Source organism: Rhizobium brockwellii, assembly GCF_000769405.2.
Taxonomy (GTDB): domain Bacteria; phylum Pseudomonadota; class Alphaproteobacteria; order Rhizobiales; family Rhizobiaceae; genus Rhizobium; species Rhizobium brockwellii.
In genome coordinates, this window is sequence record NZ_CP053440.1 from 465,756 (window position 1) to 488,445 (window position 22,690).

Annotated in this window: 21 protein-coding genes; 4 read left to right on the top strand and 17 right to left on the bottom strand. The window is 58.9% G+C overall.

Annotation, left to right across the window (positions count from 1 at the left end):
• Window positions 1–11 precede the first annotated feature (11 nt).
• The 8 genes from RLCC275e_RS25820 to RLCC275e_RS25855 all read right to left on the bottom strand — a co-directional run bounded on the left by RLCC275e_RS25820 (window position 12) and on the right by RLCC275e_RS25855 (window position 7,918).
• On the bottom strand, window positions 12–773 hold the full coding sequence (locus tag RLCC275e_RS25820) for a hydroxypyruvate isomerase family protein (protein WP_033184598.1): 762 nt from the start codon (window positions 771–773) through the stop codon (window positions 12–14).
• The gene (gene otnC / locus RLCC275e_RS25825) at window positions 770–1,420 is read right to left on the bottom strand and encodes a 3-oxo-tetronate 4-phosphate decarboxylase (protein WP_033184597.1); all 651 of its coding nucleotides are present in this window, start codon (window positions 1,418–1,420) and stop codon (window positions 770–772) included. The genes RLCC275e_RS25820 and otnC overlap by 4 nt, the downstream gene beginning before the upstream one ends.
• Window positions 1,417–2,685 (bottom strand): 3-oxo-tetronate kinase, encoded by a 1,269-nt coding sequence (otnK, locus tag RLCC275e_RS25830; RefSeq protein ID WP_033184596.1) that lies wholly within the window; start codon window positions 2,683–2,685, stop codon window positions 1,417–1,419. The genes otnC and otnK overlap by 4 nt, the downstream gene beginning before the upstream one ends.
• A 24-nt stretch (window positions 2,686–2,709) precedes the next feature.
• Window positions 2,710–3,609 carry an L-threonate dehydrogenase gene (gene ltnD, locus RLCC275e_RS25835; protein ID WP_018494284.1) on the bottom strand — a complete coding sequence of 300 codons (900 nt, stop codon included), beginning with the start codon at window positions 3,607–3,609 and terminating at the stop codon, window positions 2,710–2,712.
• A gap of 25 nt (window positions 3,610–3,634) precedes the next feature.
• On the bottom strand, window positions 3,635–4,726 hold the full coding sequence (locus RLCC275e_RS25840; RefSeq protein WP_033184595.1) for a tartrate dehydrogenase: 1,092 nt from the start codon (window positions 4,724–4,726) through the stop codon (window positions 3,635–3,637).
• Window positions 4,723–6,174, bottom strand: a complete 1,452-nt coding sequence (locus tag RLCC275e_RS25845) for an aldehyde dehydrogenase family protein (protein ID WP_033184594.1) — start codon at window positions 6,172–6,174, stop codon at window positions 4,723–4,725. The genes RLCC275e_RS25840 and RLCC275e_RS25845 overlap by 4 nt, the downstream gene beginning before the upstream one ends.
• Before the next feature lie 25 nt (window positions 6,175–6,199).
• Window positions 6,200–7,024: an SDR family NAD(P)-dependent oxidoreductase gene (locus tag RLCC275e_RS25850; protein ID WP_033184593.1), complete on the bottom strand. Its 825-nt coding sequence runs from the start codon at window positions 7,022–7,024 to the stop codon at window positions 6,200–6,202.
• A 105-nt stretch (window positions 7,025–7,129) separates the two neighbouring features.
• Window positions 7,130–7,918 (bottom strand): HpcH/HpaI aldolase family protein, encoded by a 789-nt coding sequence (locus RLCC275e_RS25855; RefSeq protein WP_033184592.1) that lies wholly within the window; start codon window positions 7,916–7,918, stop codon window positions 7,130–7,132.
• Between the two features lie 236 nt (window positions 7,919–8,154).
• Between RLCC275e_RS25855 and RLCC275e_RS25860 the strand changes: the two genes are divergently transcribed.
• The 3 genes from RLCC275e_RS25860 to RLCC275e_RS25870 all read left to right on the top strand — a co-directional run bounded on the left by RLCC275e_RS25860 (window position 8,155) and on the right by RLCC275e_RS25870 (window position 11,056).
• Window positions 8,155–8,994, top strand: a complete 840-nt coding sequence (locus RLCC275e_RS25860) for a cupin domain-containing protein (protein WP_011654909.1) — start codon at window positions 8,155–8,157, stop codon at window positions 8,992–8,994.
• Between the two features lie 407 nt (window positions 8,995–9,401).
• Window positions 9,402–10,604, top strand: coding sequence for an MFS transporter (locus RLCC275e_RS25865; protein ID WP_050516901.1), 1,203 nt, complete (start codon window positions 9,402–9,404; stop codon window positions 10,602–10,604).
• A complete protein-coding gene (locus RLCC275e_RS25870; RefSeq protein ID WP_033184591.1) occupies window positions 10,601–11,056 on the top strand; it encodes a cyclophilin-like fold protein in 456 nt (151 codons plus the stop codon). Before RLCC275e_RS25865 ends, RLCC275e_RS25870 begins: the two co-directional genes overlap by 4 nt.
• Before the next feature lie 128 nt (window positions 11,057–11,184).
• Here the strand turns inward: RLCC275e_RS25870 and RLCC275e_RS25875 are convergent, their stop codons facing one another.
• The 5 genes from RLCC275e_RS25875 to RLCC275e_RS25895 form a co-directional block, all read right to left on the bottom strand.
• The gene (locus tag RLCC275e_RS25875) at window positions 11,185–12,123 is read right to left on the bottom strand and encodes a LysR family transcriptional regulator (RefSeq protein ID WP_033184590.1); all 939 of its coding nucleotides are present in this window, start codon (window positions 12,121–12,123) and stop codon (window positions 11,185–11,187) included.
• A 56-nt stretch (window positions 12,124–12,179) separates the two neighbouring features.
• Complete coding sequence (locus tag RLCC275e_RS25880; RefSeq protein WP_246713891.1) at window positions 12,180–13,664, bottom strand: NAD-dependent succinate-semialdehyde dehydrogenase; 1,485 nt, start codon at window positions 13,662–13,664, stop codon at window positions 12,180–12,182.
• 29 nt (window positions 13,665–13,693) lie between these two features.
• Window positions 13,694–14,632: an NAD(P)-dependent oxidoreductase gene (locus tag RLCC275e_RS25885; protein ID WP_033184589.1), complete on the bottom strand. Its 939-nt coding sequence runs from the start codon at window positions 14,630–14,632 to the stop codon at window positions 13,694–13,696.
• A gap of 106 nt (window positions 14,633–14,738) precedes the next feature.
• On the bottom strand, window positions 14,739–15,563 hold the full coding sequence (locus RLCC275e_RS25890) for an SMP-30/gluconolactonase/LRE family protein (protein ID WP_033184588.1): 825 nt from the start codon (window positions 15,561–15,563) through the stop codon (window positions 14,739–14,741).
• 25 nt (window positions 15,564–15,588) lie between these two features.
• Complete coding sequence (locus RLCC275e_RS25895; protein ID WP_033184630.1) at window positions 15,589–16,332, bottom strand: SDR family oxidoreductase; 744 nt, start codon at window positions 16,330–16,332, stop codon at window positions 15,589–15,591.
• Between the two features lie 196 nt (window positions 16,333–16,528).
• Here RLCC275e_RS25895 and RLCC275e_RS25900 point away from each other — a divergent pair, with 196 nt between their 5' ends.
• Window positions 16,529–17,914, top strand: a complete 1,386-nt coding sequence (locus RLCC275e_RS25900) for an MmgE/PrpD family protein (RefSeq protein ID WP_033184587.1) — start codon at window positions 16,529–16,531, stop codon at window positions 17,912–17,914.
• Between the two features lie 19 nt (window positions 17,915–17,933).
• On the opposite strand, the gene RLCC275e_RS25905 is transcribed toward RLCC275e_RS25900, so the two are convergent.
• From RLCC275e_RS25905 to RLCC275e_RS25920, 4 genes are all read right to left on the bottom strand, one after another.
• Window positions 17,934–18,719, bottom strand: coding sequence for a glucose 1-dehydrogenase (locus tag RLCC275e_RS25905; RefSeq protein WP_082229882.1), 786 nt, complete (start codon window positions 18,717–18,719; stop codon window positions 17,934–17,936).
• A 67-nt stretch (window positions 18,720–18,786) separates the two neighbouring features.
• Window positions 18,787–20,004: an ABC transporter permease gene (locus RLCC275e_RS25910; protein ID WP_033184586.1), complete on the bottom strand. Its 1,218-nt coding sequence runs from the start codon at window positions 20,002–20,004 to the stop codon at window positions 18,787–18,789.
• A 30-nt stretch (window positions 20,005–20,034) separates the two neighbouring features.
• Window positions 20,035–21,537 (bottom strand): sugar ABC transporter ATP-binding protein, encoded by a 1,503-nt coding sequence (locus RLCC275e_RS25915; RefSeq protein ID WP_050516900.1) that lies wholly within the window; start codon window positions 21,535–21,537, stop codon window positions 20,035–20,037.
• 52 nt (window positions 21,538–21,589) lie between these two features.
• Window positions 21,590–22,612: a sugar ABC transporter substrate-binding protein gene (locus RLCC275e_RS25920; protein WP_033184584.1), complete on the bottom strand. Its 1,023-nt coding sequence runs from the start codon at window positions 22,610–22,612 to the stop codon at window positions 21,590–21,592.
• Between the last annotated feature and the right edge of the window lie 78 nt (window positions 22,613–22,690).

The window sequence follows — 22,690 nt, forward strand, 5'->3', positions numbered from 1 at the left end:
GAAATTCGCTGTCAGTCTCTGAATGAAGAAAGCCAGGCGAGATCGGGCACCGGCCCGTTCGCCGGCAGATACTCGGCACCGATTGGCTGCGCCCAACCGAATTCGCGAACGCGGCTCAGCGCGAACGAGTAATCAAGCTCGCCATGGTCGGGGCTTCCACGATCCGGCACCGAGGCAATCTGCACATGGCCGATCAAGGGCAGGTTCGCCTCAAAACGGCGCGTGACATCACCACCCATGATCTGGACATGATAAAAGTCGAACATCATCTTGAGGTTCGGTCTCGCTACCTCGCGGATGATGTCCGCTGCCTGCTCGACAGTGCTGAGAAAGTACCCGGGTGCATTGTAGTGGTTCAGGGGTTCGATCAAGATCCTGATGTTCGATCCCGCTTTCTCACAGGCGTATGCGAGGTTCTCGATGAACGCCGAGCGCGCGCGGGGGCCGCTCGAATTTCCTGCCATGACATGGATCGCGCCGGCTGAAATCTCGGTCGCGTATTGAACGGCCTGGTCAATTGCAGCGCGCGCTTCCTCTTCGCGCCCAGGAAGGGCGGACAATCCGTTTTCACCAACTGAAACACTGCCGCGCGAGGTGTTCAAACCGAGCATCTTGAGCCCGGTCTGCTCCAAGGCCGCTTTGACGTCCGAGGCAAGAGCCGCATACGGCCAATGGCACTCCACCGCATCGAAGCCTGCATCCTTAGCAGCCCTGATAGCATCGGGCAGCGGACGATCATTCCAGAGGAAGCCCAGGTTCGCCGAGAATTTCATGCTTCCCACTCCACATTGAATGATGTCACGACGCCGAGAATCTCCTCCGCCTTGAGCTGGCGGGGGCGGCATCCGCAGGTCAGCATCGCGAGCCGCGCTGTGGCCTCCAGCTCCTCGATCGCATTGCAAGCCGCCTCCACGTCTTTCCCGGTGACGACCGGCCCATGATTGGCAAGCATCACGGCAGTACGCTTTCCCGCCAGGCCGCGGACGGCTTCACCCATCGCGGGGTCGCCCGGTCGGAAGAAGGGCAGCAGTTTGACGCGGCCGAGCTGCATGATCGCGTATGGCGTGAGAGGCGGGAGAAAGTCGTCCTCGTTGACATCCGGCATCATCGACCAGGCGACTGCATGGCAGGAGTGCAGGTGAACAACAGCGCCCGCTTGGCTTCGGGTGTCGTAGAATGCGGAGTGGAGAGGCATTTCCTTGGTGGGTTTGTCGCCTTCAACGTGCCGGCCGTCGTTATCAATGCGGCTTAGGCGCGACGGATCGAGGCGACCGAAACTTGTCCCCGTCGGAGATACCAACAGACCGCCGTCCGAGATGCGCGCCGATATGTTGCCCGTCGATCCGTGCGTGAGCCCTCGGTCGAAAAGTGACTTTGCAAGATCGCAGATTTGTTCGCGTAGGCGAGCTTCTTCCGTCATTGATCGAGAACCTCCAAGGCCCTCGAGAAGAATTCCTCGCTACCAAAGTTACCGGATTTGAGAGTGACCGCGATCCTGGCTTTCTGCGACGTCGCGAAACACCACGGAACGCCAGGTGCGATCTCAGCCCCGATGTTGAGGCGGCTCACACTCAAAGCCTTTGTCACCGAGCCTGAGGTCTCGCCACCCGCAACAACAAACCTGCGGTAGCCGCTATTTCGAGCTTCCTCCGCACATGCCGCCAAGGTTTGCTCAATCAGAGAGCCAGCACGATCTACGCCCAATCGTTCCTGCGCAGCACGGACTGCGTCAGATGCCGCGGTTGCGTAGATCAGGGGAGTGACGGAAGAATTCTGCGCAGCCAACCAGTTAAGCACCTTTGCATTGCCGGTCTCGGCGATCTCCAGGGGATCGAGTCTGAAGCTGGGTCCGCCCTTCGACAAGAACTCGGCGACTTGGCGGTTGGTCATCGCAGAGCAACTGCCGGACAGCACAATAGCGGGACCGGGATCGAACGAGCGGGAACCGGATGCCGCCGATCTCTCGATCCGACCTTGTTTTGCCCACAGCTCGGGCAGGGGCATTGCTACGGCGCTGCCTCCCGTCAGAAGAACCATGTCCTGGCAAGCTTCCGCGATGATATAGAGGTCATCGTTGGCGACCGCGTCGACAACGACGTGGGCAACGCCCTCCGAGGCAAGCTTCGACAGTCGGTCGGTTAGGGAAGCAGGGCCTTTGGCGACAGACAGGCGGTTTGCCAAACCGACGGGCTTCGTGACCTGGGGCGCGAGAAGGCGGGCAAGGTTGGAGTCCCGCATCGGGGTGAGGGGATGATCCTTCATTGGGCTTTCGGAAAGAGGCTGCTCACCCACGAACAAATTTCCCATGAAGATGGCGCGGCCGTTCTCCGGAAATGCGGGGCAATAGATGGTCTGGCTGACGCCGAGCGACTCCATTAGGGCCTCGGCCACGGGACCGATGTTGCCCTTAGCTGTTGAGTCGAACGTAGAGCAATACTTCCAGAAGAAGCGCTGCGCACCAGCGTCCTTCAGCCATTGGAGAGCTGCCTGTGTCTCTTGCACCGCTTCATTGACGGGGCTGGTGCGGCACTTGAGAGCGATAATCTCCAGGGGCGCGGTGTCCTGCGGCGGTTCGGCCGGCACACCAATCCTAAGGGAGACCGGAACGCCCGATCGGGCAAGCAACCCAGCCAGATCGGTCGCGCCGGTGAAGTCATCGGCGATTGCGCCAAAGAATGTTGCCATATTGTCTGTCCCTACCGGATTAGCTCACGACCCGGGCTTCACGCCGGGAAGCTCGATGCCGGCGTTGCGTGCGTAAATCTTGGCCACTGCGGCATCATCTTCACGACCAAGTCCCATGCCCGAGGCAGCAACGAATTGCTGGAGCGCCGCAGCAGTGAGTGGAGCTGCGAACTTCGATGCTCTCGCGACGTCGAGGACAATGCCAAGGTCCTTGGGCCAGATGTCGACAGCCGAATGAGGCGTATAGTCGCCGGATGCTACGTGCGGGGCGCGGTTCTCCAGCATCCAGCTTGTACCGGCGCATTGCGGAATAACCTTGAGGAATGTCTCGGGATCAATGCCCTGCGTAATGCCGAAAGTAATGGCCTCGGCCATTGCCGCGATGTGCGTGCCGGCGAGCATCTGGTTGACTGCCTTCATGGCCGAACCTACGCCAGCGGCATCACCCAGCTCGAAGACGGTCTCCGCAAGCGCATCCAGGGCGGGGCGGGCGCATGAGAACGCCTCGGAAGTACCGGAAGCCATGATCGAAAGTTTGCCGTTGGCGGCTTTGACGGAACCGCCCGAGATCGGCGCGTCGAGAAAGTGAATGCCTCGTTCCGAACAGCGCTCGGCCGCTCTTCTCGCATAGTCCGGGGCAACGGTGACGCACATGATCACGACGGCACCGGGCGAAAGCTTCGAGACAACGCCATCCTTGCCGAACAGCACTTCTTCGGTCTGTGCCGAATTCAGAACGACAACGACGACTGCATCGAGTTCACCCGCGGCCGCATTGAGATCGGTCTCAGAGCCCCCGGCGGCGCGAAGGCGCTTTACAGCCTCGGGGTTCACGTCTGCACCGAAGACTTCATGGCCTGCCCGAACGAGGGAGGAAGCCATCCCGAATCCCATCGAGCCCAGTCCGAAAACACCAACTTTCATTTTACTGCTCCATACGTTCCAACGATCAGGCGTTGGATCCAAAGATTGCCTTGATCACTGCGTCTGTAACTTCGCGGGTAGTAGCTGTCCCGCCCACGTCAGGCGTTGAAATCCCAGCCGAGCACACCGTCTCGATTGCCTTCATAAGGCGGGCCGAAGCTTCGGCTTCGCCCAGATGGTCGAGCATCTGGCATGCGGTCCAAAACGAGGCGATCGGATTTGCGATGCCTTTTCCGGTGATGTCGAAGGCCGATCCGTGGATGGGCTCGAACATCGAGGGAAATCGCCGTTCGGGGTCTATGTTGGCCGTCGGAGCCACACCGAGGCTGCCGGCGAGTGCGCCGGCCAAATCCGACAGGATGTCGGCGTGGAGGTTTGTGGCGACAATCGTGTCGAGGCTTTCCGGATGAAGGGTCATTCGGACTGTCATGGCGTCGACAAGAACCTTGTCCCATTTGACGTCGGGGAATTCCGTGGACACCTCAGCCGCGATCTCGTCCCACAGCACCAGTCCGAAGCGCTGCGCGTTGGATTTCGTGACCACGGTAAGCAGCTTTCGCGGTCGTGATTGAGCAATGCGGAATGCAAAGCGCATGATGCGGGTGACGCCCACACGGGTGAAGATGGCTACCTCGGTAGCCACTTCCTCTGGCAAGCCTCGGTGTGCGCGGCCGCCGTGGCCGGAGTATTCGCCTTCCGAGTTCTCGCGGACGATAACCCAGTCGAGGTCACCGACCCCTCTGTCGCGTAGAGGAGTCGGTATCCCCGGGAGAATCCGCGTTGGGCGGACATTCGCGTATTGATCAAAGCCCTGGCAGATCTGAAGCCGCAGGCCCCACAGGGTGATGTGGTCTGCAATGTCGGGTGCGCCAACAGCGCCGAAATATATCGCATCATGCTTCCGCAGCTGCGCGAGACCGCCTTCCGGCATCATCTTGCCGTGCTTGCGGTAGTAGTCGGAACCCCAGTCGAATTGCGTGATCTCGAAGCGCAATCCATCTGAGCGCTGCTGAAGGGCACGCAGAACTTCGAGACCCGCACCGATGACTTCCGGCCCGATACCATCGGCGGGTATCGCGGCGATTTTGTGGGTGCGATCTCCAGATGGGGATGTCATGCGAACTCTGGCAACGAAGTTGCCTCCTCCTCAAACCCGTAGACGGATTTCGTCTCAAGGTATTCCTCGAGGCCGACGCTGCCCATGGACCGTCCGATGCCGGACTGCTTGTAGCCGCCCATCGGCGTGACCGAATTGGTAGCAGCTCCATTAAAGCAGATGCGTCCTGCACGAAGGCCGGCAGAGAAATCGTATCCCTTTTTTCTGTCGCCAGCGAAGACGTAGCCGCCCAAGCCGTAGGGACCGTCGTTCGCGATCTCCAAGGCCTGTTCCTCGGAAGAGTAGGGGATGACAGCAAGCACCGGACCAAAAATTTCTTCCTTGGCGATAGTCATCTCCGGCGTGACGTGGGTGAACACCGTCGGTTTGACGAAATAACCCTGGTTACGGCCCTCGGGTTTCCCGGTACCGCCGCAAGCGAGGCGGGCACCTTCGTCGATGCCGATCTGGATATAGCGCTGGATGCTATCATACTGAGACTGATTGACCACGGGACCCATGGTGGTGGCCGGATCACGAGGATCGCCCAGCTTGTACTTGGAAACTTCGTCGACCAGGTAATTGGAGACTTCGTCGATCTGGCTTTCGTGAACAAGCATCCGGCTGGGAGCATGGCACGATTGGCCTGCGTTGAAGAAGCAGCGCTGGATGTTCCACCGGGCGGCTTTCTCCAAGTCGGCGTCCTCGAGGACGATGTTCGCCGATTTGCCGCCAAGCTCCAGCGACACACGCTTGATCGTCTGGGCAGCGGCCTCGCCAACACGCGCACCGGCGGATGTCGAGCCTGTGAACGAGATCATATCGACCTCGGGATGGGTCGACATCGCTGCGCCAACTTCGCTGCCCCTGCCGATGAGCAGATTGAAGACGCCAGCGGGTACGCCGGCTTTCTCGAAGACCTCGGCAAGGATGATTGAACTGATGGGCGATGCGTCTGAAGGCTTCAGAAGCAGGGTGCAGCCGGCAGCGATGCCGTAGATCGCTTTGATAACCGGCGTTTGGACGGGCCAATTCCAGGGCGAGATCAGGGCGCAAACCCCGATCGGCTCGCGACGGATGATCGTGTCCCCGAGGCGGCTTTCGAAATGATATGTCCGCAGGAGGTCGCGCGCGACCTTCATATGGCCGATGGGACCGGTTGCCTGCGCCCGTGCGCTGACAGGAATACCCACTTCTTGCGCCATCACGTCGGCGAACTCATCGACACGCTCTTCGTAGGCCGCGATGATGCGGTCGATCAGTGCTGCCCGCTCTTCCAGCGATGTCCTCGAGAAGGTCTTAAGGGCCCGGCGGGCTGCCAAAGCCGCCTTGTCCACGTCGGCCGCCATGCCGCCCGTGGTAACGGAAGCAAACGGTGTCTCCGTGTACGGGTCTGTCAACAGCTTCTGGCCGGCCTTGGCGGGCTCTTGCCAGCGGCCATCGATGTAAAGGTTTCCGTAATGTCTCATCAACTTACTCCGCTTGATCGACCGATCAGAAGCTATGTGTGTAACCACCGTCGCAAGCGATCGTCTGCCCGGTGATGAAGGACGCAGCCGGCGAGGCGAGGAACATCGTGATACCAACCAGGTCCGAGGGGACGATGGTGCGTGGTATGCATTGGAGATCGATGTTTCGCTGAAGGATTTCCTGAGTCAGGCCGGCCTTGCGCTCTGCCACCTCGGTCGCGACGGTGCCGGGACGAATGCAGTTAGCGGTGACGCCAAACGGCCCAAGCTCACGGGCGAGCGAGTTGGTCATCCCGATGAGGGCCGACTTAGAGGTTACATAGTGCAGGTAGTTCTTCGTTCCCCGGTGGACGGAGGCGGAAGAGATGTTGATGATGCGACCAAATCCGCGGTCCCGCATTCCGGGCGCTGCAGCGGCAGCACAGAAGAAGACGCCATTCACATTGACGTCCATTACCTTCTGCCATTCCGAAGCCGGTATTTCATCGAACGGACGTTTTACGAGTGCGGAGAAGAGGGAAGCGTTGTTGACCAGGACATCGATGCGGCCGAATTCCTTCTTAACCGCAGCGACCATCGCATCGACAGAGTCCTTCTGGGAGACGTCCACCGACAACGCCAACGACCTGCCGCCGGCCTCCGAGATCTCTTTCGCGACGTTTTCGGAGTTGGTTATGCTGAGGTCGGCGATGACAGCTATCGCTCCCGCTGCGGCGAACTGCCGGGCAAGTTCGCGGCCGATGCCTTGACCGGAACCAGTCACGAGGACGACCCGGTCTTTGACGCTGAAATCTCGAGCTTCGGCCAGGAGAGCTGAAGCAACGTTGTTCGAGGCGGTTCCAATGTTCACGATAGTCCTCCGATAGACTTTCCAACTGGACTCTCGCTTTGCGGTCCAATGGATCGAGATGTGATTCCTCAGGCCGCCAACTGGACGGCTATATTCTTGTTGGGCTCAGCGAAACGAAGCGGCCGTTGCTATCGCCGTGTTCGTCAGGAAGCCTGTGTCACTACCCGTCGAAACATACCGCGCGCCCATGCGGAGGATTTCCTTCGCGGTTTCAGGACGCGTATTGAGCCCACCCACTCCCAGGTGCTTGCCTTTCGCATTGCAGACGTCGAGGACGTGCTTGTAGGCTTCCAAGACTTTCGGGCTATCGAGCTGGCCCGGAATACCGAGCGAGTTGCAGAGATCGTTGGTGCCCACGAGCAGCATGTCCATGCCGGCCACCGACGCGATGTCCGCCGCATTCTCAACGGCGTTTACGGACTCGATCATCCCAACGACCAAGGTCGCTTCATTCATCTTCGCCATGGTTTCGGCAGCCGGCCCCCCGCGAAAAAGTGTGTGGGCGTTGGTCGCGAGGAGCGATCGATCACCCTTGGGCGCGAACAATGCCGCTTCGACGATGTCTTCCGCTTGAGCCCGGGTTTCCACGTGAGGGACGATCACGCCCTGCGCACCTGTTTCGAGCGTGCGGCTGATGTCGGCCTTGTTGTGCCCGGCTACACGAACAAGCGGCGTCACTCCAAGTGCGGCCGCCGTGATACTGATCTGGCTGACGGTCTCGAGCGAGAAACTGTTGTGCTCCAGGTCGATATAGAGGCAGTCGAAGCCCGCGCTGCGGGCAATCGCTGCGATCTCGACGCCGCGGACGATGCGCACGATCATGCCAACGGCTACCTCGCCGGCGTTCATGCGTGCCTTCATCAGGTTTTTTATAGGCGTTTCGATCGGATGCATATGGAATTCCAAACTCGCGAGGGGTCTCGCGTTCTGACTTCATCATTCGTGCCGTTTGGCTGTGCTAAGGTTGTGCAGGCAACCATGGCCGCGATCAAGAGCGTCGGCGGGGCGAGGGCCCAGAGTAATAACAAGATGTTATAGCTCGATTTTGGGGAGGATTACGGAGCGACCCACTTTTCTATTATCTGGAGTCAACCGGACGGTTTTCACCGAAGACAAGAGAGGAGTGAGAGATGCGTATTTCAGATGTAGCTAGTGCAGAGGGCGGCGCAGTCGGATCGATGCGTGTAGGCAAGCTCGATCAGAAGTTCCTGCTGCAAGGAGAGGATGGCTCTCCGAACAACTACCTGCTCAACGTAGGCCTCACGGGCTCCGGGGGTTGGGGTACCCCACGCCATCGCCACAACTTCGATCAAATCCGTTATGTCCTAAAGGGCAAGTATCCGGCATCGCCGCACAAGATCATGGGCGAAGGCTCCGTCGCGTACTTCCCGGAAAGCGTCCACTACGGGCCGCAGGATCGTCCGGAAGGCCTCGAAATGATGGTGATCCAGTTCGGTGGCGCGAGCGGAGAAGGCTTCCTCAGCACGCCGCGTCGGGAAGAAGCGAATGAGGCCCTCAAGGCCAAGGGCGAGTTCAAGGACGGCATCTTCACCTGGATCGACGACAAGGGTCAGAAGCACAACGTGGACGGCGCGACGGCTTGCTACGAAGAAGCCATGGGTAAGAAGATGGTTCTTGCCAAGCCTCGCTACGACGATGTCGTCATGATGGACCCGGATTCGTACGATTGGATCGAGACCGGGACGTCCGGCGTATCCAGGAAGCTCCTGGGCACGTTCACCGAACGCGATACCAAGATCGGTTTCGTGAAGGTCGACGGCGGCGCAACGTTCAACACGGGCACCCGGTCCCAGATCGAAGTGCTTTTCATGAGCAAGGGCAATATCACCGTCAACGGAAAGACCTATGGCGATAAGACGGCCATTGAACTGGTGCCGTCCGACGCTCCGGTTGACATCAAGGCGAACGAAGATTCCCTGTTCTTCTCGGTTACGCTGCCAAAGTTCTGATAACTCAAAATGCCGGCGTGACCCGTCACGCCGGCATTATTGTGTTTGGCGCATTGGTCCTGTCCGACCCCGGACCGCAGGGCATCCGCTGTCAGCGAGAGCGCAGGATTCTTCTGCCTGCGGTTGGGATAGTAGAGGTCGTATTCCTCGAACAATGGACACTAAGCACTTGGGTCAGTTCTCCACGTTCGATGTAACCCGCGATCATAGACTCTGGCGTTGCCAACTTCAGGGCTCACCGTCTTTTCGGTCCCTTTTCTGATCTTGGCCGGTGTTCTAGACACCGCCTCGTTCAACTTTCACCCCACAACTTGCCTAGCGATGACGCCGATTGATGACTGTCATCGATAAGTACAAGCGAATTGCAGCGGGTAATCAAATAACGTCGCCTGGCTTACCTTTGAGGAATGACACATCAATCTGTAATCCAATCCAGCATCCATCCCGAGTCCCAAGCAGTTCCTGCGGCATGGGGTGCGGTTTTCGCAATGGCCCTCTGCGTCGCGGTGCTGATCGCTTCTGAGTTTATGCCAGTCAGCCTGCTGTCACCTATAGCTGGCGACCTCGGGATCACCGACGGTCGCGCTGGTCAGGCGATATCGGTCTCCGGCATCTTCGCGGTTGTCACCAGCCTCTTCGTGTCGAACTTCACCCGCAGGATCGACCGACGCCTCGTGTTGGTATCGCTGTCGCTAATCCTTGTGATCTCGGGGCTGGTCGTCACCTTTGCGCAATACTACTCAGTTTTGATGGTCGGACGCGCTCTTCTGGGCGTCGCCATCGGCGGTTTCTGGTCCATGTCCACCGCCATAGTCATGCGCCTAGTCCCTGCCGACTCGGTTCCCAAAGCGCTGGCCACGCTCAACGCTGGCAATGCCATCGCGGCAACGATCTCAGCGCCTTTGGGGAGCATGGTGGGGAGCTATGTCGGGTGGCGTGGCGCGTTCTTTGCTGTTGTCCCGCTCGCGTTGATTTCGCTTGTTTGGCAATGGGTCAGCCTTCCGTCCCTCCCGCCACGGAAGAGAGAGGGGCCGCCACACGTCATCAGATTGCTCCGGCGTAAACAGGTAGCTCTCGGGATGGCGTCCATTACCCTGCTGTTCGCCGGACAGTTCGCCCTGTTCACGTATCTCCGACCCTTTCTAGAGACTGTGACGGCGGTATCTGTGTCGACCCTTTCGCTTCTCCTCCTGCTGATGGGATTGGCGGGCGTTGCGGGGACCTACTTGATCAGTGGTTTGCTGCAGACCCGGCTATTCGGCGTTCTGAGCGTAGTTCCGATTGCCATGGCAGCAGTCGCCGTAGGTCTGGTGGCTTTCGGCACCTCAGTTCCGATCACAGCAATTCTTCTTGTGGGCTGGGGACTCTTGGGGACGGCGGTACCCGTTGGTTGGGGGACATGGCTTACCAGAGCGATGCCTGATGACGCGGAGGCGGGGGGCGGCCTTCAGGTTGCGACAATCCAGCTCGCCATCACGTTCGGCGCTTCGTTGGGTGGGGTGCTGTTTGATGGAGCGGGCTGGCAAACTACTTTTCTGTTCGCTGCGGTCACTCTCGTTGGGTCGTCTATGTTTGCGGTCCTCGTATGGCGTGCAACCGTGAAGCCATGATTACTCGTCGCAGAAACATTCTTCTCGGGATAGGTGCCGCCATGATCGTACCAAATGCTGGACTCGGCCAACAACCTGCCCAGGTCAACGGAAACAGTTCGACTGCTGTACGGGTGAGATTTACCTTTGGCGACTCCACAATGACCGCCACACTCAACGACAGTCCGTCCGCGGGGGACTTCGCATCGATGTTGCCTTTGGACCTCACAATCGAGGACTACAGTCATAACGAAAAGATCGTTCGGCTACCCAGAAAGCTAACCGAAGAGGGAAGTGGGCCTTTTGATAACGAGCGACCCGGAGACCTCTGCTATTTCAAGCCGTGGGGAAATCTGGCGCTTTTCTATGGCGGCTACAAATGGGATGGCCTGATCCGTCTCGGTCGGTTCGAGGATGGCTTTGATCCGCTGCGCATTCGAGGAAATTTCTCGGTCCGCATCGAACGTGCCTAAACTTTTGTCGAGCCAACGATAGCTCAACTTTCAGCATCAAGGCCAAACGGCTCCGCTACAGAACCCGCAGACGGGACGCTGAAGCTCACTCGGTCTCGGTTGGGGAGGGGCGGTTGCGCATGATGGCGTTAAGCTGGAACTTCGTCCAACTTCTTGTCCCTGCAAAGCTCCATGCCGACCTCGGTCACACACGCGACAAGGTCTTTCCGTGGCTGATCCATGACGTAACCCTCACGGAAAAAGACTGCGATATCTCTATTGAGCGTGGGATCGAAGAAAGGCAGTTCGTAGAGCCTTTGCTCGGCGACCTCCTCGCGGACAGCATGGGCCGGCAAGAGGGCCAAGTGCTCGGTCTCTGCCACCAATGACTTGAGCAAGGACACCGATCCGCAGACCGTAATCTGGGGAAGGGGAGCGTCCATGGTCTGCATGATGTGATCCAAGACCGTGTGTGTCCTGCGCGACGTTGGGCTGATCCACGGATATTTCACCAGATCGCCCCAGGTAAGCGTTTCCAATTCCCGCAGCGGATGATTTATTCCAGCGATCACACGCAGGGTGTCGCGGAAGAGCACCCTCTGACGTAGGCCGTCGAGCATATCGAAGACCTTTGTGAACCCGATCACGAAATCAAAATCGCGACGAAGAAGACCCGTGAGAAGATCGACTTGAGCGTTTTCGACGACCTCGAGATGGCCGCCCTCGTGGGTCTCGCGCCATTTGCTGAGCGCCATCGGCACGATTTTGCTGGCAAGGCTTGGTAGGCTGCCGATGCGAATGGACTCGCTCCGACAATCGTCCGCGTTCAAAAGGTCCCGTTCCGCGAGCTGAATCTCTTCCCTGATGAGACGCGCATGACAGTAAAGGATGTCGCCTTTCCTTGTCGCGACAATGCCTTTAGGGCCGCGCTCGAGAAGTTGCATCCCAAGCTCGGCCTCCAGGCGATCCATCGATGTCGACAAGGCCGGCTGCGACACGCTCAACTGGCGCGCCGCGCGATTCAGGCTGCCTTGCTCGATGACGGCGGCAAAATAGAGAAGCTTTTTGGGATCGATCTCAAGCGCCATCGCTAGAACTCACCTCCATTGGTTCGAAGATGAGTCTAAGCCTTTGAGCTTGAAAATCAAACTTTTACCCGACGCTCCGCGATCGTCTTCGCAACCGTATAGCTGTGGTACATTTCCGTTCCGCCCTCGCGGCCAATACCACTTTCGCGAACGCCGCCGAAGGGCGCGTCGCCCCCCGGACTGGTGAAGACGTTGAGGGCGACCGATCCAACCTGAAGCTCCCGCGACAGATAGTCGGCGCGCTCCATGTCGTTGGTGAACACGAAAGCGGCAAGCCCCATGCTCAGGCTGTTGCTGATCTTCAGGGCTTCGTCCATGGAATCCACCGCCATGCACGGAGCGATCGGACCGAAGGGTTCCTCGCTCATGACCCGGGCGTCCAGCGGCACGTCCGCCAAAACCGTGGGCTCATAGAACCATCCACGGTTCCCGACACGCTTGCCGCCGGTTGTGACTCTCGCCCCATGGGAAACCGCATCCTCAACGAGGTCAGCCATGGCGGCCAAACGCCGTCGATTGGCGAGCGGACCCATCTGCACACCTTCGGTAAAGCCATCGCCGACCTTCAGCTTGCTGGCCTTCTCAGAGATGCTAGAGACGAAATCATCGTAACGGGAGCGATGGATCAGGAAACGAGAGGGGGCGGAGCAAAACTGCCCTGCCATTCTGAACTTCCAGTTCACGGCCAGCTGGGCGATCTCGTCGGCGTTGGTGTTCTCATCGATAATAACAGGCGCATGACCGCCAAGCTCCATAAGGACGGGCTTCATTGTTTCGACTGCCAGTCTTGTAAGGTGCTTGCCCACGTTGATCGAACCGGTGAGCGTGACAAGCCTGGTGATAGGCGAGAGCACCAGTGTGCGTGACACCTCATCCGGATCGCCGAACACGACGTTCAGGACGCCCTTCGGAAGGCCGGCATCAAGGAAGCACTGAGCGAACAGGCACGCCGTTGCTGGGGTTTCCTCGGCGGGTTTGAGGATGATCGAGCAGCCGGCAGCCAGCGACGCGCTGATCTTGCGGGAAGGAGCGCTCATCGGAACGTTCCACGGCGTAAAGGCTGCGACTGGACCAACAGGTTCGCGGACCACAAATTGTTGGATGGGCGGGTCGGTTGGCACTATCCGGCCATACAGGCGGCGGATTTCTTCGGAGTCCCAGTCCAGGAACGTCGCGGACCGTTCGATTTCGGCCCGGACCTCAGCGTAGGTCCGCCCCGATTCAGCCGTGAAGATTGGTGCGATGTCTTTTGCACGTTCACGAACAAGCGCCGCGGCGCGCCGCATCACCGCTGCCCTTGCCGTTGGAGGTGTCCTACGCCACGTCTCGAAACCGCGCGCTGACGATTCCAATGCGTTCTGCAGATCCCGTGCCGTGGCCTTGGGCACTTGGCCGAGGATCGACTCGTCGCTGGGGTTTTCCACGTCGCAGAGCGCCTCGCGGTCGTAAATCCATTCTCCATCAATCAGGAGCCCAATCTTCGGGTAAGTACATTGCTGTTTGTCAGTCATTTCGTCGGTCCTTTGGAAATCGATCGGCATCGATCTCGCTTCTGATTGATGTCGGCAGGTTAGTTTTGCCGCGAGTGCGCGGTCGCAAGAAATGCGAGGACCTCATCCTCGGCGATCCGGGCACCTCGAGAGCGCTGCCCCCAAGTCTGTCCGCCGATGTGCGGTGTCAGGATCACATTGGGCAAAGCCGCCAGCCGGGGAGGGATCACTGGTTCTGTGTCGAGAACGTCAAGCGCTGCACCAGCGATCGCCTTGGTCTCCAGAGCGACGATGAGCGCTTCTGTGTCGACGAGGTTACCGCGGCCGACATTTATGAGCCGTCCTTTCGGCCCAAGAGCTGCAAGCTCTCGCGATCCGATCACATGCTTGAGGTCCGCTGTGCCGGGAACGGCCAGGACGAGGACATCGCTCGCTTCGGCCAGTGCCTCCCATCCGTCGTAAAGGGATGCGCCGAGACCCTCGTTCGATCCCCTTTTCAATCCCGCGATCTTCATTTTCGAGGCAGAGGCACGCGCGGCGATTGCTTGACCAATGCGGCCGCTCAGCCCGCCGATGCCGATCGTCATGCCGACCGGGCTATCGCCGACATCAAATCTACCGCGTTCCCACTCGCCGCCCCGCGCAAAGGCATCCGCCCGGACGAGATCGCGGCAGAGCATGATGGTCAACGTCATGGCAAGATCAGCGACGTCGTCGGTCAACGCCTCGCCAACGCAACGAACCCGCACGCCGCGCTTTTCAAGACCCGGAATGTCGATCTTGTCACTTCCAGCTCCCTGCGAAACCACAAAGCCCAGATTGGGCAGCTTATCGGCAAGCTCTGCGCTGCATCCTCTTGTGGCGCTCGTCATCAGAACCCGCACGGCCGATCTATCTGCCTCGGACACCTCGGCGACGCCTTCGGGGCCGGCCACGATCCGGATCAGGTCCGATTGATCGAGATTTGGGTAGGTCATGCCGGCGAGCGGCGGGAATGACAGGATGGATTTTACAGTCATGGCAGCTTCGATTTGGTTGAGTTGGCGTCAGGCTATCGGCCGACGAGACGGGTCGCAACGCGTTCGGTGGCGTGGGTATAGCTTTAGGTTATATCCACGCGGCACTTCAAAGATCGGCATAGAAAACCGCGCTTTTGCGCAGGCCTGCAGCCATATCAGCCTCGGAGCCCAAGAACGCCGTCATGAAAAGACGGCGGCCGCTCTTTGCTCCGAGTGTGCACGATATTGCAGAGCCATCGAACTTGAAGGTGTTGGTGATCCGGCCCCCGTCGAGCACCCGGACAAACTCGCCGGTGTTGTATATGCCGGCCCAGACGCCACCGTCCGCGTCAGCGCAGAGCCCATCCGGTTGGCGGCCATCGAGATCGGCAAAAATGCGACGGTTGCTCAGGTTTCCTTGCGTATCGATGTCGAACGCGCTGATGCGGGCTTTCCAGGTCTCGGCAACTACAAGAGTGCGCCCGCCATCGATGACAACGGAGCCGTTCGGGAAGTCCACATCGCTCGCTGCCACCGAGATTGACCCGTCTCTGTCCACTCGATGGAGCGTCGTAGAGCAGGGCGGATCATTGGCGACGAAGTCGTAGCCGAAGTCTCCGATGTAGATGCGATCCGAAGCGTCTATCGCGAAGTCGTTCAGCCACCACTTCGTATGAGCTGAAAGATCGGCGTATTCGCTGATCGCCGATCCATCGAAACGCAGAAGCTTGCGATCCATGGCCGACACAATCACCAGGGATCCATCAGACATGAACCCCAGCCCCGATGGCCTGTTCGGTATCTCCAGATATTCGCTGCGCTTGCCACTGGCGTCCAGAGCGTGGACTTTGTGATCGAATACGTCGGACAGCCACAGGCGGCCATCATGCCACTTTGGGGCCTCCAGAAATAGAAAGCCGTCCGCGAGCAACCGCGGGTGTTCCACTCCCATTACATTTCCTCCCAGTACCGATGGCTTACCAGCCGCCGTCGCAGTGTACGTCCTGTCCGCTAATAAGGTCCGCCTGCGGGCTGGATAAGAACACGGCCAGGTTGGCGATATCGACCGGCTCGATCCTACGTTTGATACTCTGACGCTCAAGAATCCACTGGTGATAGGCTTCTCGTTTCTCGCCGAAATGCCTCCATTCAGCGTCCGAGACGACCGCGCCAGGGGAGATGCCGTTCACGGTGATCTTGTACTTGCCAAGTTCCCGCGCCATCGACTTCACCAGCCCGAACATCGCGCCCTTGGAGGCGACGTACGGTACGAAACCCTCCCAGTTTCCGTTGAGGGTCAGAGAAGTCAGATTGATGATCTTGCCGTACATCTTCTGCTTCATGTGCTTGCTGCAGGCTCTTGCCAGCACGAAGGCGGCAGTAGAGTTGACGCGGACCTCCTCCTCGTATTCTTCTATGGAGAACTCCTCGTGGGGTTTGTTGACCACGAATGCCGCGTTGTTCACCAGGATATCGATGCCGCCGACGTCGTCGGCAAGCTTCGTGACCGCGGATTCGAGATCGGAGAGTTGGTTCAGATCCGCGCCGAAATAGCGGGCTTCCTGCGCCAGACCGCGAACCGTTTCATCGGCGTTTTCCGCCCCCGGAAGATCGGACGCGATGACCCGCGCTCCTTCCTGGCCATAGCGTTCGACCAAAGATCTACCGATCGTTCCCAGTGCACCTGTGATCAATACGGTTTTGCCATTTAGTGACGGCATATTCTCCTCCATGTTCATTCTTAGAACTTTCCACTTTGGAGCTGAATTGAGAACCACCAATGTCGCTAGCGACCAGGACGATATAACTTAAAGTTATATCATCGCGTTTGGGGGACCTCGTTGATGCAGGTTGGTGATGAGATCAGTTTCGGTTCGTGCAACATCAGCTTACTGACTAGGAATAGGGTTTTCGACAATGACTGATGAAACGCGCGATCTTGTCCATATCTTCGGTACTCACGCTGCCGAGGTCGACATCGATCGACTCGATGAAAGCGCACGTTGGGCGGCGAAAAAGAGCATCCTGGACACGCTTGGCGTCATCCTTGCCGCCAGCGGTATGGAACCGGCAGTTCAGGCAGTCGCGGAAATCGTCGCCGAAACCGGAGGGCGGCCAGACTGCACGGTCCTCGGGTTCGGAGGGAAGGCTCCGGCCCTCATGGCGGCCATGGCGAACGGTGCCCTGGCTCATTGCCTCGACTACGATGACCAAACGCCGTGGGGACAACATACCGCCAGCTCGATTGTGCCGGCCGTGTTCGCTGTCGCGGAGCGGCAAGGTGGAGTGCATGGGAGAGATCTGATCGCCGCGGTGGCCGCTGGCCAGGACATCTTCGCCCGGCTCAGGTGCAATGTCGGATGGAACAAAGACTGGAACCTATCGACTGTGTTGGCGGTCTTTGCGGCGGCAGCATCCGCCAGTCGCGTGATGGGTCTGTCACCCTCGCAGACGGCAGCCGCTATGGGGATCGCGACCATGCAGTCTTCAGGGATCATGGAGATGGTAGCGGGCAGGGGAAGTGACCTGCGTGGAATGTATGCGGGGTTTTCGGCCAAGGGAGCTGTGCTTGCCGCGATGATGGCCGAGAAGGGCGTTACGGGCATCGACAAGGCCTTCGAGGGGCAATACGGTTTCTTGAATACCTATTTCGGCGGCCGCTACGATCGCGAAAAGATAGTTGCCGACCTCGGGCGGGAATTCCTCGGGAGTGGAACGCTGTACAAGCGTTGGCCATGTGTCGGCACCGCGCACAGCCACATGAAGGCCGCCATTGACATCGTGACCCGTAACAACATACAGCCGGATGAAATTGCTGAAATCCGCCTGCACGTCGGCGATTATCACGATCTGATGTGTCAGCCGCTTGATGAGCGGCGCGCGCCCGCAACTCTCGCCGACGCCAAGTTCAGCCTTCCGTATTTGGTCTCGGTAGCCGTCGTGCGGAGGGGAATGAGCGTTACCGACTTCACGGAAGCGTCGCTCAACGACAAGAAAGTGCTGTCAGTGGGCCAGAAGATGACCTTGGTGCGAGATTCCACACTGGATTGGAAGCTGGAGCTGCCGCCAGGGCGCGTGGAAATAACCACCGGTGGGGGCGGCCGGTGGATCGAGGAAGGGCGTCGTGTTCCCGGCAACGCGGACAATCCGATGAGCTGGGAGGATGTCTGTGTGAAGTTTTTCGAATGCGCGTCCGTTGCGAAAGATCCGGTCCCGGAAGCAATTTCGGCGAGAGCCGTGGCCCTCGCCGAACGATTGGAAACGCTCGATGATGCAGCCGAATTGGTCAGGTGCCTCGCCTGACCAGCGTTCTCGTCGCGCTTCAGATGCCCGCTGTCTGACCGCCGTCAACGATCATGGCGTGACCCGTGACAAACCCGCCCGCCTCGGAGCAAAGCCAAAGCACCGTACCCGCGATTTCCTCGGGACGACCCATTCGACCTATAGGCTCCTGGGCAATCATAAAGGCGCGGCCTTCGTCCGTGTCATTGGTGTAACGGGAGATCATGGGGGTATCGATGATGCCAGGGCAAATGGCGTTCACTCGGATGCCTTTGTCGGCATACTCTAGTGCTGCCACCTTGCTAGCCGCGACCACGCCAAACTTCGATGCGCAGTAGCTGGATTGGTTTCTGATAGCGAGGACACCGGCACCCGACGCCGTGTTTACGATGGCCCCGCTGCCTTGCTTCAGCATGATTTCGATCTGGTACTTCATGCAGAGGAACACGCTCTTGAGGTTCACCGCGATGACGCGGTCCCAAAGCTCCTCTGAAATGTCGCCGATCGGTTGCGCCGGCTGTTCGATACCGGCGTTGTTGTGGGCCGCATCCAGTCGTCCGAACGTCTCCACCGTCTTGTCGATTGCGCCCTTCACCTGGTCACCCTTGGTGACATCGCATGTGATCGGGAGGACTTTTCCGCCTGCGTCACGGATGATGGCAGCGGTCTCATTCAGGCCGACTTCGTTGATATCGACGGCGGCAACCGAAGCACCAGCCTTGGCGAATGCCAGAGCCGTAGCCCTTCCGACGCCGCTTCCGGCTCCGGTCACGAAGGCAACCTTGCCGGCGTAGTCTACTCTTGGAATATCGGTCACGAAATGCACTCCAGTGTTCAGATATTGAAGAAAAGACCGTCCGTCAGTGGACCGGGCGGTCTGAACGTATGTCAGGTCAGCCGCCGGTCTTTGACTTCGACTTGTTCCCACCGACCGTGTAGATCGCGGCGGCTACGACCACGACAATGCCCTCGATCAGGCCCTGCCAGTTCGCGCCAAGGTTCAAGATGTTGAAGCCATTCGTGAGGGAGAACAGGAGGAGCGCGCCCGCAAGGGTTTTGATCACGCTGCCCGCGCCGCCGAACAGGGACGTCCCACCGAGGATGGCCGCCGCTATAACTGTAAGCTCAGCGCCTTGGAGGCCAGCGGGATTGATGGAGCGCAGCCGGCTGGCGAAAAGGATGCCGGCGAACCCTGCTGCTCCGCTGCAGAAGACGAAGGCCATCAGCTTGTAGAGAAGCACATTGATGCCGGAAAGCCTGGCTGCTTCGGAGTTGCCGCCGACGGCGTATACGCGGCGTCCCACCATTGTGAAGGTCAACGTGAACCAGACAATCGTGGTGAAGATGGCGAGGTAGATTACCGGATTGCGCAGAGTCAGCTCACCGCCCGACGCCCAAGCGAGCAGAAGAAGCGCGATGCCGCCAATCGTCATCCCGATAGAGGAGGGGCGCATTGGGGCTTTGTTGCTCAGCGTCCTCGCCAGGCCGATAGCTCCCAAAGCCAGCAGTAAGACGCCGCCCGCGACAATCAGCCAGAAACCATCGTGGCGACCGCCCTCGAAGGCCTTCATTGTTGCGATGACGTCGGGGTCCGACGCAGACAGCGAGCGACCGTCTGTGTAGATCAGAACGAGACCGCGTACGGCAGTCATCGTGCCCAGGGTGACGATGAAGGCGTTAATGCCCAGGAACTGGACGATCGATCCATTGATCAGGCCGATTGCCATAGCCACTGCCATAGCAAGGGCCGCAGCTGGAATGAAACCAATCGCGTCAGCATTGCCGATCAGGATCACGGCAGCTAGCGCCGCGACCGAAGCGACAGAGAGGTCGAAGTTTCCGCTGATGAGCACGACGGTCATAGCGACCGCCATGATGGCCATCAACGATGACTGATAGACCACGTTCGAGAGGTTCAAAACACTCAGGTAGTTTGACTGACCGAGGTAACTCGTGAGTAGCGTTATCACGGCAATCAACAGCAGCAGGGCGTAATAGACGCCACGCTCTCTCAGACCGAACAGGCGACGCCAGTTGGTGGCCGGCGCAGCGTAGTTGATTTGGGGAGCTTCCGGGATTTTCTCGACCGGGCTTTGGGTAATTGTATTCATGGCGTTCTCTCGCTTTCTCAACGATGCCGGTTAGTGGACGGCCGCTTCAAGGGAAGCAGCCTGCCCGCCGGCAAGCAGAAGCAATTCGTGTTCGGATGTTTCATGGGCACTGCGAACCGCTACGCAATGACCGTCCCGCAGAACGATGATGCGATCCGAGACCGCGAGCAGCTCTTCGAATTCGGAAGAGACTATGATGACTGACTGACCTTCGCTGGCCAGTTTGCGAACAAGACGCAGGATGTCAGTCTTTGCTCCGATGTCGATGCCGGCCGTGGGCTCGTCAAGCAGGAATAGCTTCACGTTGCTATAGAGCCACTTGGCGATGGTAACCTTCTGCGCATTACCACCGCTGAGGTCCTTCACAAGGATGTCGGGCGAACTTGCCTTGATCGATAGAGTGCGGATCGCTTCCCAACCGCGTTCGCGCTCGCGTTCCTCGACTGGCATTGAATTCAGAACAGAGACGCCGCCCAGTGCTGGCAATGTGGTGTTTCGCCAAATCTCGAACTCCGGGACTAAGCCCTGAGCCATTCGGTCTTCCGGGACCATACCCATCCCCGCCTTCACGGCCGCTCCGGTGTTGCGCGCAACCGCCAATCCGTCGAGCAGCACTGTCCCGGTAGCGTTTCGGTCGGAGCCATAGATCGCGTGGAGGAAGTCGCTCCGGCCAGAGCCCAGAAGCCCGGCAACGCCTAAGACCTCTCCACGAGCGACATCCAGCGAAATAGGGCCAAAGCGACCCTTGGAGGCCAGGTTCTGCAACTGCAGACGCGCCGTTCCAATGGTTGGTGTCCGTTCTTGCGCTTGTCGCTCGAGGGCGACAATCTGCTTTCCGACAATGGCTTCGGCAATACGGTCTTCGTCCAGGTCCGCAGTGTTGGCACGGAGGACGGCCGTTCCGTCTCGCAAGACAGTAACTTGGTCAGTCAGCGCCATCACTTCATCCAAGAAGTGGCTGACGAACAAGATCGCTTTGTTTTCCCCCTTTGAGAGCCGCCGTACGGTGGCGTAAACCAGCTCACGCTCGTCCGCTGCCAAGGAGGCCGTAGGCTCATCCATGACGATCAGATCGGCTCCGGTCCCCACAGCTGTCATGATGGACACCATTTGGCGCTCGCCGATGGAGAGATCACCCACCAGCGCATCGGGATCGAGACGATAGCCAATGCGTTCGCACAGGGTCTCGTATTCCCGGCGGATGCCCGTGGAGAGACGCCAGAGACCGCGGTTGCCGAGGAAGATATTCTCGATAACGGAGAGTGTCGGGACCAAGGGAATGTGTTGGTGAACGGTGGCAACCCCCATGTCGTTGGCTGCCTTGGGGCTATCCCATTTCACTGGCTCACCTCGCCAGATTATGTCGCCCAGCGTGGCCCAATACGCGCCGGACAGGATTTTGATCAGCGTGGATTTGCCAGCGCCATTCGCGCCAAGCAGGCCGTGGACTTTGCCCTGCTCGATGTCGAGATCGACACCGCGCAGGGCGAGTGTGCCATTGGGAAATCCCTTAACAACACCACGTAATTGCATGATCGGGTTTTCGTGTTGCAAAGGACACCTCCCATTCATCAATCGAAAGATCTCACCACTGCTCAGGGCAGGAGTCGATGGTTTCCTTGGTGATCGGAGGCATGTCGTAAGTCACGAAGCGACCTTTGGGAGTTTCCGGCTTTGTCGCAGCCTCGTAGAGGGCATCAAACATCAGCTTGCCGAGAAGTTGAGGTCTCGTGCAGACCGACCCATACATTTCCCCGGCAAGGATTGCGTCGTGGCCGAGTTTAGATCCACCGCCGGTCGCGATTAGCTTCGGCTTCGAGGCTGATGCATCGATTGCGCGTGCACATCCGATCGCCATGTCGTCGGCATGGCTGTAAATCAAGTCGATGTCAGGATGAGCCGTCAGGAAGTTCTGGCAAACGGCTTCGCCTTCATCAGGTGTCCAGTTCGTCGGCTGCTCCGCAACGATGGTGTATTTCGCCCCAGCCTTGTCCAGTGCGGCTTTGAAACCGTCGGTATCGAGCTTGACGATCGTGTAGGCCGGATCACCCATGACGATGCCAATTTTAGCTGTCTTGTCCTTTGGCAACAGACCAGCTGCCATCTCGCCAGCAACAACTCCGGACTGATAGTTGTCCGTTGCAACCAGGGCCGATAGGCCTGGGTAGGGGTCTTTCAGTTGACGCTTCGCTGAATCGCCGACCTGTAAAGCGATAGCTACGATTGGCACCTTTGCGTCGCTGACCTTGTCAACAAACCCTTCCGCGACGACGGAGTCGAGCGGGAGGAAACCAATTGCATCGACCTTCTGAGATAGCAGATCGTCGAGGGAGTTCCCCTGCTTTTCTACGCTGCCGCGCGGGTCAATGACGACTGTTTTAACGCCCTTTTCTTTGGCGGCCTCCTCGAAGCCCTTGGCCGTCATGACGTTGTAGGGATATTCGAGGCTCGCCGGAACGTAGCCGAAGGTCAGGTCTTTCGCCATTGCGGAACCGGCGAAGAGCAGGGTTGTTAGCGTCAAAGCTGACGACCGGAAAATCGAGCCTGATACGGACCTGGAGTGTGTGCGGTATCTATTCTGCGTAGCGTGCATGGAAACCTCCCTCATGCATGTTGCTCCTCCGATCCCAGCGTCTGAAGACGTGGGTCTCCGGCATCGGTCTCCGGTATTTCCACCTGGCCAAAC

Coding starts and splice junctions, on each gene's coding strand:
- otnC (WP_033184597.1), bottom strand. CDS start 1,420: ATGACGGAAGAAGCTCGCCTACGCGAACAAATCTGCGATCTTGCAAAG.
- RLCC275e_RS25845 (WP_033184594.1), bottom strand. CDS start 6,174: ATGAGACATTACGGAAACCTTTACATCGATGGCCGCTGGCAAGAGCCC.
- RLCC275e_RS25875 (WP_033184590.1), bottom strand. CDS start 12,123: ATGGCGCTTGAGATCGATCCCAAAAAGCTTCTCTATTTTGCCGCCGTC.
- otnK (WP_033184596.1), bottom strand. CDS start 2,685: ATGGCAACATTCTTTGGCGCAATCGCCGATGACTTCACCGGCGCGACC.
- RLCC275e_RS25865 (WP_050516901.1), top strand. CDS start 9,402: ATGACACATCAATCTGTAATCCAATCCAGCATCCATCCCGAGTCCCAA.
- ltnD (WP_018494284.1), bottom strand. CDS start 3,609: ATGAAAGTTGGTGTTTTCGGACTGGGCTCGATGGGATTCGGGATGGCT.
- RLCC275e_RS25910 (WP_033184586.1), bottom strand. CDS start 20,004: ATGAATACAATTACCCAAAGCCCGGTCGAGAAAATCCCGGAAGCTCCC.
- RLCC275e_RS25855 (WP_033184592.1), bottom strand. CDS start 7,918: ATGCATCCGATCGAAACGCCTATAAAAAACCTGATGAAGGCACGCATG.
- RLCC275e_RS25820 (WP_033184598.1), bottom strand. CDS start 773: ATGAAATTCTCGGCGAACCTGGGCTTCCTCTGGAATGATCGTCCGCTG.
- RLCC275e_RS25915 (WP_050516900.1), bottom strand. CDS start 21,537: ATGCAATTACGTGGTGTTGTTAAGGGATTTCCCAATGGCACACTCGCC.
- RLCC275e_RS25895 (WP_033184630.1), bottom strand. CDS start 16,332: ATGCCGTCACTAAATGGCAAAACCGTATTGATCACAGGTGCACTGGGA.
- RLCC275e_RS25880 (WP_246713891.1), bottom strand. CDS start 13,664: ATGCCGATCGATTTCCAAAGGACCGACGAAATGACTGACAAACAGCAA.
- RLCC275e_RS25840 (WP_033184595.1), bottom strand. CDS start 4,726: ATGACATCCCCATCTGGAGATCGCACCCACAAAATCGCCGCGATACCC.
- RLCC275e_RS25885 (WP_033184589.1), bottom strand. CDS start 14,632: ATGACTGTAAAATCCATCCTGTCATTCCCGCCGCTCGCCGGCATGACC.
- RLCC275e_RS25890 (WP_033184588.1), bottom strand. CDS start 15,563: ATGGGAGTGGAACACCCGCGGTTGCTCGCGGACGGCTTTCTATTTCTG.
- RLCC275e_RS25870 (WP_033184591.1), top strand. CDS start 10,601: ATGATTACTCGTCGCAGAAACATTCTTCTCGGGATAGGTGCCGCCATG.
- RLCC275e_RS25900 (WP_033184587.1), top strand. CDS start 16,529: ATGACTGATGAAACGCGCGATCTTGTCCATATCTTCGGTACTCACGCT.
- RLCC275e_RS25860 (WP_011654909.1), top strand. CDS start 8,155: ATGCGTATTTCAGATGTAGCTAGTGCAGAGGGCGGCGCAGTCGGATCG.
- RLCC275e_RS25920 (WP_033184584.1), bottom strand. CDS start 22,612: ATGAGGGAGGTTTCCATGCACGCTACGCAGAATAGATACCGCACACAC.